The organism is Macrococcus lamae (assembly GCF_004359545.1).
GTDB classification, from domain to species: domain Bacteria; phylum Bacillota; class Bacilli; order Staphylococcales; family Staphylococcaceae; genus Macrococcus; species Macrococcus lamae.
This window is the reverse complement of record NZ_SCWB01000008.1, coordinates 56,190-68,879: the sequence shown is the minus strand read 5'-3', so window position 1 is coordinate 68,879 and position 12,690 is coordinate 56,190. Positions and strand designations below refer to the sequence as shown.

Genomic DNA, 12,690 nt, shown 5'->3' with positions numbered 1-12,690 from the left:
ACATATAACTTTTATCTGGAGGAATTTATTCATGGCTATCTCAGCACAACTCGTTAAACAATTACGTGAAAGAACTGGCGCAGGTATGATGGACTGCAAAAAAGCATTGACTGAAACTAATGGTGACATCGACGCAGCAGTAGACTACCTGCGCGAAAAAGGTATCGCGAAAGCAGCAAAAAAAGCAGACCGTATCGCAGCAGAAGGAACAACTTTTGTTGCTTCTAACGGTAACGATGCTGTTCTTTTAGAGTTAAACTCTGAAACAGATTTCGTTGCTCGTAACGAAGGATTCCAAGCGTTAGTTAAAGATATGGCAGATCACATTTTAACAACTAAACCAGCGGACGTTGATGCATTGATGGCTTCAACGATGACTGATGGTAACACAGTTGAACATAAAATGAGCGAAGCGATTTCAACAATCGGTGAAAAATTAACATTACGTCGTTTCGTTTTAGCGACTAAAACAGATGCAGATGCTTTCGGCGAATACTTACACATGGGCGGACGTATCGGTGTTCTTGCAGTCGTTGAAAACTCTACTGATGCAGCTGCTGCTAAAGACGTCGCGATGCATATCGCAGCACTTAATCCTAAATTTGTCTCTCGTGAACAAGTTTCTGCTGAAGAATTAGAGCACGAAAAAGACATTCTTAAACAGCAGGCTTTAAATGAAGGAAAACCTGAAAATATCGTTGAGAAAATGGTAGAAGGTCGTCTTCGTAAGTATCTTGAAGAAATCTGTGCAGTAGATCAGCCGTTCGTTAAGAATCCGGATCAGACTGTTGCTGAATTCTTAAAATCAAAAGGCGGCACATTGAAATCGTTCGTCCGTTATGAAGTCGGAGAAGGTATTGAAAAACGTTCTGATAACTTCGCTGATGAAGTAATGGGTCAGATTAAAGGAAACTAAGTTATAGTGGACACGAGAAGTCGTGTCCCTTTTTTTACATAAAACTAGAGAATGACCATGAAAACAGTTTAACTTTTTAAGTGATTACTGATATAATACATATAGTTTTGGGCGCTTCTTTCACCAGTAAAGAAGTAAAAAATTAAATTCTGAAAGGGCGATCACAATTGATTGAAACATCTAAATATAAACGTGTCGTATTAAAGTTAAGTGGAGAAGCTCTAGCAGGAGAAGCAGGATTTGGTATCAATCCTGTGATTATTAAAAATATTGCGAAACAAGTCGCAGAAGTCGCTCAAATGGATTGTGAGATAGCAGTTATCGTTGGCGGTGGAAATATCTGGCGCGGCAAGACAGGCAGTGACCTTGGAATGGACCGTGGTACAGCCGACTATATGGGGATGCTTGCTACTGTCATGAATTCACTGGCACTGCAGGATAGTCTGGAGCAGCTGGACTGCGACACTCGTGTACTGACATCAATTGCAATGCAACAGGTCGCTGAACCTTATATTAGAAGACGTGCAATCAGACACCTTGAAAAAGGACGTGTTGTGATCTTTGCAGCTGGTATCGGTAACCCTTACTTCTCAACTGATACAACTGCAGCGCTGCGTGCAGCTGAAATGGAAGCGGACGTTATTCTGATGGGCAAAAACAATGTTGACGGTGTTTATTCAGCTGATCCTAAACTTGACCCGACAGCTAAAAAGTATGAGTCACTGACTTATATCCAGATGCTGCAGGAAGGTCTGCAGGTAATGGACTCCACAGCAAGTTCGTTCTGTATGGACAATGATATACCGCTCGTGGTATTCTCAATTATGGAGGAAGGTAACATCAAACGCGCTGTAAAAGGCGATGTTATCGGCACAACGATCACTAAGTAATGATAGGAGAATAATAATGACGACAGCAATTATTAATGAAACAAAAGACAAAATGTCTAAAAGTATCGATAGTTTAACACGTGACTTCGCCGGCATTCGTGCAGGTAATGCAAGTGCTAATTTGCTTGATCGTGTTTCAGTTAATTACTACGGAGCAGATACACCGGTGCAGCAGCTGGCTGGTATTTCAGTGCCGGAAGCTAGAATGTTAGTTGTATCACCTTATGACAAATCATCCATTGATGATATATTAAAAGCGATTAATCAGGCCAACCTTGGAGTGAATCCGACATCTGATGGAAATGTCATTCGTATTACTGTACCGGCATTAACAGAAGAACGCCGCAAAGAACTGGTGAAAGAAGCGAAGAAAGAAGCGGAAAACGCTAAAGTAGCTATTCGTAATATCCGTCGTGATGCCAATGACGCACTGAAAAAAGCTGAAAAATCGGGTGAACTGACAGAAGACGATCTTAAAGGTTTCACTGAAGACGTTCAGAACTTAACTAATGACTACATCAAAAAAATTGATTCACTGACAGACAATAAAGAAAGTGATATCATGGCAGTCTAAATCAAAATGAATGAAGTTGAGCTACATTGATCTTTGAATGCAATTCAAAGAAAGACGTATCTCAGCTTCTTTTTTTGCTTATAGTGATATTAATAAAAATAACGACTTCAATTATGGGTTATGATAGAATAAAGAAATAGTAATATGAATAGCTGGAGGAACGTATGTTTAATTTATTCAAGAAAAGTTCTTCATTAGAGAAACACGTTCATCCATCTGTACCTAAGCATATCGCAATCATTATGGATGGTAACGGCCGCTGGGCTAAACAGCGTAGAATGCCACGTGTAAAAGGTCATTACGAAGGGATGCAGACGGTGAAACGAATTACCCGTCATGCAAGTGATATCGGGGTTAAGTATTTGACATTATATGCATTTTCTACTGAAAACTGGTCGCGTCCAGAAGATGAAGTGAATTATTTAATGAAGCTGCCTGGTGATTTTTTATCATCATTTTTACCTGAATTAATTGACAACAATGTCAAAGTGGAGTCAATTGGATTTATCGATCAATTGCCGGATCATACGAAACATGCATTGCTTGAAGCGAAGGAACAGACAAAGTATAATTCTGGGTTAAAACTTATATTTGCTATGAATTATGGAGGCCGCAAGGAAATTGTGTCAGCTGTGAAAATGATTGCTGCAGACTATAAAGACGATCAACTTGTGCTCAGTGACATTGATGAGAAACTATTCAGCAAATATTTATTTACGAAGCATTTTCCTGATCCAGAATTGCTGATCAGAACGTCTGGTGAAGAAAGACTCAGTAACTTTCTCATTTGGCAGACGTCATACAGTGAATTTGTGTTCGAAAATAAATTCTGGCCTGACTTCGCTGCAGCGGATCTTGATCATGCGATAGAAGTTTATAATAACCGTCAACGCCGATTTGGGGGACTGTAAGAATGAAAACAAGAACAATCACAGCCATTATTGCTATGGCTATTTTTCTGCCAATTGTTATTTACGGCAGCTGGCCTGTGCTGATTTTAGCTTATTTACTGGCCATCGTCGCACTGAAAGAAGTATTGAACATGAAACACATCAAGTTGTATTCGCTGCCAGGAATCATCAGTTTGATTGCCTTATGTCTGATTATGTCGCCACAGCGCAGCGAACTTGTCCAGATGCAGTATCAGGTACCGTTTCTTATCGTCATGAGTTTAATACTGCTGAGCTTTACAGTTGTCTCAAAGAACAGGTTTACCTTTGTAGATGCAGCATTCTGTATGCTTGCTGTTGCTTATGTAGGAATCGGTTTTATGTATTTCTATGAAACGCGGAATAACGCAGGACTGCATTTTCTGCTGTTCGCGCTACTTATTGTCTGGCTGACGGATACAGGAGCGTATATTTTCGGTCGTCTGTTCGGAAAGCATAAATTATGGCCGGAAATCAGTCCTAACAAGACGATAGAAGGATTTGTCGGCGGTATTTTAAGCAGTACACTTGTTGCCATTATATTCAGTATTTATTATGATATGCCGCTCAGCCTTGTGCCACTGCTAATAGTGACATGGCTGCTCAGCATGTTCGGACAACTTGGAGATCTTGTCGAATCCGCCTTGAAACGCCATTTTGATGTAAAGGACTCAGGTACGCTGCTGCCAGGTCATGGTGGTATTTTAGATCGCTTCGACAGCTTCATCTTCGTACTGCCACTGATGAACATTTTATTAATTAACTTTCAAGGTTAGGTGAAAATATGAAACATATCGGAATATTAGGTGCAAGTGGCTCTGTCGGGATGCAAGGTTTGGATGTCATTAGAGAACATCCACATCAATACCGGCTTGTGAGCTTTTCAGTCGGCAGAAATATCGATATTGCAAAAGCAGTAATCGAAGAATTCAAACCGGATGTAGTGTGTGTCCAGGACGAAGAAGATGCAGCACAGTTATCAGGCTTCGATGTCAAAGTTGTGACAGGTGAAGAAGGCCTGTTAACAGTTGCCGGCTACCACAAAAATGATATTCTGTTAAACTCAATTCTGGGAAGTATCGGGTTAAAACCGACGCTCCATGCGATAGAACACGGAATAGATATCGCTCTTGCTAATAAGGAAACACTTGTTGTAGCTGGAGAAATTGTTATGAACGCTGCGCGACAAAAAGGGGTCAGCATTTTACCCGTTGATTCTGAACACTCAGCGATCTATCAGTGCCTGAACGGTGAGGACCAAAAATCCGTTGAAAGGCTAATCATAACAGCAAGCGGAGGGTCGTTCAGAGATTTGTCGAGAGCGGATCTTGAATCGGTGACGCTTGAAGATGCATTGAATCATCCAAACTGGTCAATGGGCAAAAAAATTACAATTGATTCAGCGACGATGATGAATAAAGGACTTGAAGTGATAGAAGCGAAGTGGCTGTTTGATCTCCCAGTCGAACGCATAGAGACAGTGCTTCATAAAGAAAGTATTATTCATTCTATGGTAGAATTCAATGATACTAGTGTAATGGCTCAACTCGGAACACCGGATATGCGTCTGCCCATTCAATATGCATTCAGTTACCCTGATAGATTACCAAGACAGGCAGAACGACTGGATCTTGCCGCGGTCGGACAACTGAACTTCAAGCCGATGGATGTTGAGCGTTTCAGATGTCTGAAATTTGCATACGATGCGATTAGGATCGGCGGCACTATGCCCGTTGTCATGAATGCAGTCAATGAAGTAGCTGTCGCAATGTTTCTAGACGGAAAAATCAGCTTCCTCGACATCGAGACACTGATTGAACGGGAAATGCAGGCACATGACGTCATATTGAATCCTGACCTTGAGACGATACTAGAAATCGACGCTGACTACAAATCACGTCATTACGAGGTGTAAACTATGCTTGGAATCATTTCATTTATTATTGTCTTTGGTCTTCTTGTCACGGTCCATGAATTCGGTCATCTTTACTTTGCTAAGCGTGCAGGCATTATGTGTCCGGAATTTGCGATCGGGATGGGACCGAAGATTTTCTCCTATAAAAAGAATGAAACGTTATACACAATCAGACTTCTGCCGGTCGGCGGTTATGTCATGATGGCCGGAAGCGGCATGGAGCAGAATCCGGTAACTGCCGGTATGACAGTGAGCATCAAGAAAAATGAACACAATGAAGTGACTCACGTTATTCTTGACGACCAGCATCAGTTCAGACAGATTGAGCAGCTGGAAGTAAGCGACAGTGATTTTGAAGACCAGCTGTTCATCGAAGGTATTGACCAGTATACGAATGAAAAGGTCACTTACCCGATCGCTGAAAAAGCTTACTTCGTCCGTGAAGGTGACCTGATTCAGATAGCACCGCGAGACCTTCAATTCAAGAATAAGAAACCATGGCCGAAATTTTTAACATTATTTGCCGGCCCGCTGTTTAACTTTATACTGGCGCTGCTGCTTTTTATCGGATATTTCTATGCAACAGGAACACCGACCGATAAAGCTATCGTTGGTGGTACCATGCAGGATAGTCCGGCAGATAAAGCAGGCCTTGTCACGAAAGATAGAATTGTCAGTATTGACGGAGAATCCATATCGAAATGGGAAGATATGACCTCATATTTTAATAGTCATGATATTAAACAACATGAGATCATCATTGACCGTGATGGCAAAGAACTGTCAAAACAGATTACTCCTAAGATTCAGAATGTATCAACAACATCAAAAGAAGACAAAAGGGCAGTAATAGGCATCAATCCGCTGCTAGTACACGATAGTTTGATTGACCCTTTGATTTATGGTATAAAAACGACATTCAGTACTGGACTAATGATTTTTAATCTCGTCGGTGCATTATTTGCCAGCATCTTCACGGGAACCTTTTCATTCGATATGCTGAATGGACCGGTTGGAATTTATAAGAATACTGAAAAGATTGCGTCACTTGGAATACTACCACTTATTGGTTTTACTGCGACATTATCAGTTAACCTAGGCATCATGAACTTACTGCCGATTCCAGCACTTGACGGGGGTCGTATTCTGTTCGTCATCTATGAGGCGATTTTCAAGCGTCCGGTGAACAAAAAAGCTGAGATAGTCATTATATCAATAGGAGCCGTATTTTTATTCTTCGTTATGATTATGGTGACGTGGAATGATATACAACGTTATTTCTTTTAAATTAAGGAGGATTACTTAATGAAGCAGTCAAAAATGTTTATTCCGACATTACGGGAAGTTCCTAATGATGCGGATTCTAAAAGTCATCAGCTGCTGCTTAAAGCTGGTATGATCAAGCAGATTGCAAGTGGTATTTACAGTTATCTGCCGATTTCAAAGCGTGTGCTGAATAAAATAGAAGCCATTGTCCGTGAAGAGATGGAAGCGATTGACGGTATAGAAATTCTGATGCCTGCCCTGCAGCCAGCAGAACTTTGGCAGGAAAGTGGTCGCTGGCCAAGTTATGGCGCTGAGCTGATGCGCATGACCGACCGTCACGGTCGTGAATTTGCGCTCGGACCGACTCATGAGGAAATCATTACGTCTCTTGTACGTGATGAACTAAAATCTTATAAGAAATTGCCAGTAACACTATTCCAGATTCAGAATAAGTTCCGCGATGAGAAGCGTCCGAGATTTGGTCTGCTCCGCGGTCGTGAATTTATTATGAAAGACGCTTATAGCTTCCATGCATCTGAAGAATCACTGGATGCAACTTATCAGGATATGTACCGTGCTTATTCCAATATTTTCACGCGTGTCAACTTGAAGTTCCGCCCAGTCATTGCAGACAGCGGAGCGATCGGCGGCAGTCATACGCACGAATTTATGGCGCTTGCTGAGATCGGTGAAGATACAATCGCCTACACAGACGGAAGTGACTATGCAGCAAATATCGAGAAAGCCGAAGTCATTTATAAGCCGAATCCTGAGCATACAGCAGTACAATCACTTGAAAAAATCCATACGCCTGGAGTCAAGACTGCGCAGCAGCTTGCTGATTTACTTGGCAGACGTCTCGATGAGATCGTCAAGTCAATGATTGTCAAAGTGGACGATCGCTATGTCATGTTTCTTATTCGTGGACATCATGAATTGAACGATATTAAAGTAAAGTCCTATTTCGGCACTGAATTTGTCGAGATGGCGACAGAAGCTGAAATTGAAGGTATTATGGGTGCCAAACCAGGTTCACTTGGTCCAGTCGGTGTCGACAAAATTGAAATTTACGCAGACAATTCAGTACAGGATCTGAACAACCTGGCAGTAGGAGCAAATGAAACAGAATATCACTATATTAATGCAAATATTGGTCGTGACTTCAACGTCAAGGAATTTGATGACTTCCGTTTTATTCTGGAAGGAGAACAATCAGCTGACGGCAGTGGTCCAGTGAAATTTGCTGAAGGTATAGAAGTCGGGCAAGTGTTTAAGCTTGGAACCAAATATTCTGAATCGATGAAAGCGACATTCCTCGATGAACAAGGCAAAGCACGCCCAATGATTATGGGCTGCTACGGTATCGGTGTATCCCGTACATTGTCGGCAGTCATCGAGCAGCATCATGATGACAGAGGCATCATCTGGCCGAAATCCATCACACCTTACGATATTCATGTCATCTCAGTCAATCCAAAGCAAGATGTTCAGCGAGAGCTTGCCGATGAGCTTTATGAAACATTTAAACAAGATTATGACGTATTGTATGATGACCGTTCTGAACGAGCGGGCGTCAAATTCAATGATGCAGATTTAATCGGTGTACCACTGCGCATTGTTGTCGGTAAAAATGCGGCAGAAGGAATGGTTGAAGTGAAGCTGAGAAAATCGGGAGAATCATTTGACGTCAAAGTTGATGAACTCAAAGCAACAATTGATTCTTTATACGGTACGCTCGACTAGTTTTTTGATATAATAGATGAAGCTAAAAGTAATACGCTTTCCGCGTGTTACTTTTTATTTTGAGAAGGTGGTTCTGGCGTGGCAGATAAATATGAAAAATTTAAAATACTTTTGACACAGCTGAAAATGACTAATGTCTTTCCGGAAGAAATCATTAGAGGCAGCTCAATTGAACGTCTAGATATTTCGCAGAAAGATAGAAAATGGCATTTTTATATCACGAGCCCAGTCATCCTGCCAAGTGATTTATACTTTCAGTTCTGCAATGAACTTAAAACAGCATTCAGTCATATTGCAGATGTCAGTGTGTCCTTTAAAGCTCTTGACCAGTCAGATATAACAGATAAATTGACCGGCTATGTCGATCATTGTATCGAGCAGACGGCTATCAGTCCGAGCTTGAAAGTGCAGCTTAAAGGTAAGAAGTATTACTTCTCAGGAACTGTGCTGAAATTTCAGGTACATAATGAAGTAGAAGAGAAGCACCTTGAGAAAGCATGTAACGGGTCGCTCTTAAAGGCATTTAATCATGCAGGGCTTGCAGTAGATAAAATTATCTTTGAAATTTCTGAAGAAGCGCATGAGAAAGAACTTGAATCACTGGAAGCGCATATACAGGAAGAGGATACGACAAGTGCAATAGTGGCCCGCGAACGAGTGGCTGAAATGCAGCGTCAGCGCGCTGAAGAAGATAGTGATGAAGTGAATGTCTGCTCCATCGGTAAAGAAATTAATGTCGAATTGATTCGTCCGATTTCTTCTATTATTGAAGAAGAGTTTAAAGCGGCTATTGAAGGCGTCATTTTTGATGTTGAGATAAAAGAGCTGAAAAGTGGTCGGCATATCGCTCAAATAAAAATTACAGATTATACCGATTCGCTGACCTTAAAAATGTTTACGCGAAAAGGTAAGAACGATCTGGAGCATTTCAAAGCGTTGAAACCAGGCAAGTGGGTGCGTGCGCAAGGTCGAATTGAAGAAGATACATTTATCAGAGATTTAGTGATGATGTTGAATGATATTCACGAAATCAAGAAATCTCCTAAGAAAGATAAATCAGAGGAAAAACGAGTGGAGTTCCATCTTCATTCCAGCATGAGCCAGATGGACGGTATTTCGCATATCGGTAAATATGTCGAGCAGGCAGCTGAATGGGGACATCAGGCCATTGCGGTCACCGATCATAACGTTGTTCAAGCATTTCCTGACGCTCATGCCGCAGCTGAAAAGAACGGCATCAAGATGATTTACGGTATTGAAGGAATGCTGGTAGATGACGGTGTGCCGATTACTTACAATCCGACTGACAGAACGTTGAATGACAGTACTTACGTTGTCTTTGACGTAGAAACCACAGGCTTAAGTTCTCAGTATGATAAAATTATCGAACTTGCGGCCGTTAAAGTGAAGAACGGAGAAATAATTGACAAGTTCGAGCGGTTCAGCAATCCTGGTGAACGATTGAATGAAACTATCAAACGTTTGACAGGGATTACGGATGATATGCTGGTTGGTGCGCCGCCGATCAAGGAAGTACTGACTGAGTTCAAGGAATGGGTCGGCGATGCGATTTATGTTGCTCATAACGCAAGCTTTGACATGGGGTTTATTGACACAGGATTTGAGCGTTTGCATTTAGGAGCGAGCACTAATGGAATCATTGATACATTGGAGCTGTCCCGTACCATTAACACCGAGATGGGTAAACATGGTCTGAATTTCCTTGCGAAGAGGTACGGAGTCGAGCTTACGCAGCATCACCGGGCGATATATGATGCAGAAACAACGGCTCATATTTTTGTCAAAATGCTGAAGCAGATGGAAGCGCTCGGCGTCATTAACCATATGGACATCGATAAGAAATTATCGAATCAGGATGCATACAAACGTGCTCGTCCTGTTCATGTGACATTAATTGTTCAGAATCAGACCGGACTGAAAAATCTTTTCAAAATTGTCAGTGAATCACTCGTCAGTTATTTTTACCGTACACCTCGAATCCCTCGGTCACTGCTGAATGCCAATAGAGAAGGGCTGCTGGTCGGCAGTGCCTGTGATAACGGTGAAGTATTTACGGCCGTCATGAATAAAGACCAGGCTGAAGTAGAGAAAATCGCGGAATTCTATGACTTTATTGAAGTTCAGCCGAAAGCACTGTATCAACATTTATTAGCGCGTGATTTAATTCGCGATAACAAGACACTTGAAGAAATTTATCAGCGCATCATTGCAGTCGGTGAGAAACTGGATAAACCGGTGCTTGCGACTGGAAATGTTCACTATCTATATGAACATGACAAGATTGCCCGTGAGATTTTGATTGCATCAATGCCGGGTAACCCGTTGAATAAGAGTGGTTTTCCAGATGCACATTTCAGAACGACGGACGAGATGATGGACGACTTCATGTTTCTTGGAGAAGAGAAGGCTTACGAAATTGTCATTAAAAACACGAACGCTCTCGCCGACCGTATTGAGCGCGTAGTACCTATACGTGACGAACTGTATACACCTTCCATTGAAGGAGCAAACGAAGAAATCAGAGAGATGTCCTATGACAATGCCCGTAAACTTTATGGTGATGAGCTGCCGGATATTGTCACCGCGCGCCTCGAGAAAGAACTTGCAAGTATTATTGGCAATGGTTTCGCAGTTATTTATTTGATTTCACAGAAACTCGTGAAGAAGTCACTGGATGATGGTTATTTAGTAGGATCACGTGGTTCAGTCGGTTCCAGTTTTGTCGCAACCATGACTGAGATCACAGAAGTTAATCCACTGCCCCCGCATTATATATGTCCGAAGTGTAAAGCAAGCCATTTCTTTGATGATGGATCTGTCTCAAGCGGCTTTGACCTGCCAGACAAAAAGTGTGAGACATGTGATGTCCCTTTCATTAAGGAAGGACAGGACATTCCATTTGAGACGTTCCTTGGATTTAAAGGAGATAAAGTACCGGATATTGATTTGAATTTCAGCGGCGAATATCAGCCGAAAGCTCATAACTATACGAAAGAGCTGTTCGGTGAGGATAAAGTATTTCGTGCAGGAACAATCGGTACAGTTGCAGAGAAAACTGCATTCGGTTATGTCAAAGGCTATTTAAACGATAACAGTATGCATAAGCGAGGAGCTGAAGTGGACCGTCTGGTCAAGGCCTGTACAGGTGTGAAGCGGACGACAGGTCAGCACCCGGGCGGTATTATCGTTGTACCGGAACATATGGATATTTATGATTTCACTCCGATTCAATATCCAGCAGATGACCAGAATTCAGTGTGGAAGACCACCCACTTTGACTTTCATTCTATCCATGATAATCTGCTGAAACTTGATATACTTGGTCACGATGATCCGACGATGATTCGCATGCTGCAGGACTTATCAGGAATTGACCCTAAAACTATTCCAGTTGACGATAAAGAAACAATGAAAATCTTCTCAAGTCCAGCGAGTCTCGGCGTTACAGAAGAAGATATTTTGTGTAAGACCGGCACATTCGGGGTGCCTGAATTCGGAACTGGTTTCGTGCGTCAGATGTTAGAAGATACGAAGCCGAGTACGTTCTCTGAACTTGTTCAGATTTCTGGATTGTCACACGGAACAGATGTCTGGCTCGGTAATGCTCAGGAGCTGATCCGTACGGGAACTTGTGACCTGTCCGGCGTTATCGGCTGTCGTGATGACATTATGGTTTACTTGATGTATGCAGGTCTTGAACCATCGCTTGCCTTTAAAATCATGGAATCAGTCCGTAAGGGTAAAGGGCTGACAGAAGAGTTTGAAGAAGCGATGCGTGAAAATAATGTGCCTGAATGGTATCTTGAATCGTGCAAGCGAATCAAATATATGTTCCCGAAAGCACATGCCGCCGCCTATGTTTTAATGGCAGTTCGTATCGCCTATTTTAAAGTACATCATCCGCTATTTTATTATGCAAGTTACTTTACAGTACGGGCGTCTGATTTCGATCTGCTGACGATGACTAAGGATAAGCATACGATTAAAGCGACAGTCAAAGATTACTACAGTAAGTTTCATGACCTCGCCAAGAAAGAGAAAGATGTGCTGACTGTACTTGAACTATCGAATGAAATGGCACAGCGCGGTTTCCGCATGCAGCCGGTTTCACTTGAGAAAAGTACCGCGTTTGACTTTATTATTGAAGGTGATACACTTATTCCACCATTTATCGCAGTACCGGGTCTTGGTGAGAACGTTGCCCGTAGAATTGTTGCAGCGAGAGAAGAAGGACCTTTTCTGTCGAAAGAAGAACTCAACAAAAAAGCCGGTGTTTCGCAGAAAATCATTGATTATCTGACAGAACTCGGTACTTTGAATGACATGCCTGATAAAGCACAACTGAGTATCTTTGATTTGTAGGTTTGTCGGTAGCAGAATAATATGTTATAATAATGTTGCTTAAAGAAAATACTCTAACGACGGAAAGAGTGGGA

General features: G+C 41.9%; 9 protein-coding genes. All 9 read left to right on the top strand.

All coding sequences use genetic code 11. The annotated features are described in order from the left end of the window. Positions 1-31 precede the first annotated feature (31 nt). The gene (gene tsf / locus ERX29_RS05780; protein ID WP_133443750.1) at positions 32-916 is read left to right on the top strand and encodes a translation elongation factor Ts; all 885 of its coding nucleotides are present in this window, start codon (positions 32-34) and stop codon (positions 914-916) included. Between the two features lie 167 nt (positions 917-1,083). Next, the gene (gene pyrH / locus ERX29_RS05775; protein WP_133443749.1) at positions 1,084-1,806 is read left to right on the top strand and encodes a UMP kinase; all 723 of its coding nucleotides are present in this window, start codon (positions 1,084-1,086) and stop codon (positions 1,804-1,806) included. A 16-nt stretch (positions 1,807-1,822) separates the two neighbouring features. Next, complete coding sequence (gene frr / locus ERX29_RS05770; protein WP_133443748.1) at positions 1,823-2,380, top strand: ribosome recycling factor; 558 nt, start codon at positions 1,823-1,825, stop codon at positions 2,378-2,380. A gap of 164 nt (positions 2,381-2,544) precedes the next feature. Further along, a complete protein-coding gene (locus tag ERX29_RS05765) occupies positions 2,545-3,291 on the top strand; it encodes an isoprenyl transferase (protein ID WP_133443747.1) in 747 nt (248 codons plus the stop codon). Between the two features lie 2 nt (positions 3,292-3,293). After that, a complete protein-coding gene (locus tag ERX29_RS05760) occupies positions 3,294-4,085 on the top strand; it encodes a phosphatidate cytidylyltransferase (protein ID WP_133443746.1) in 792 nt (263 codons plus the stop codon). Between the two features lie 8 nt (positions 4,086-4,093). Further along, a complete protein-coding gene (dxr, locus tag ERX29_RS05755) occupies positions 4,094-5,224 on the top strand; it encodes a 1-deoxy-D-xylulose-5-phosphate reductoisomerase (RefSeq protein ID WP_133443745.1) in 1,131 nt (376 codons plus the stop codon). A gap of 3 nt (positions 5,225-5,227) precedes the next feature. Beyond that, positions 5,228-6,511, top strand: coding sequence for an RIP metalloprotease RseP (gene rseP, locus ERX29_RS05750; protein ID WP_133443744.1), 1,284 nt, complete (start codon positions 5,228-5,230; stop codon positions 6,509-6,511). A gap of 18 nt (positions 6,512-6,529) precedes the next feature. Further along, positions 6,530-8,233, top strand: a complete 1,704-nt coding sequence (locus tag ERX29_RS05745) for a proline--tRNA ligase (protein ID WP_133443743.1) — start codon at positions 6,530-6,532, stop codon at positions 8,231-8,233. A gap of 78 nt (positions 8,234-8,311) precedes the next feature. Next, positions 8,312-12,616, top strand: coding sequence for a PolC-type DNA polymerase III (locus ERX29_RS05740; RefSeq protein ID WP_279433911.1), 4,305 nt, complete (start codon positions 8,312-8,314; stop codon positions 12,614-12,616). Positions 12,617-12,690: the final 74 nt, after the last annotated feature.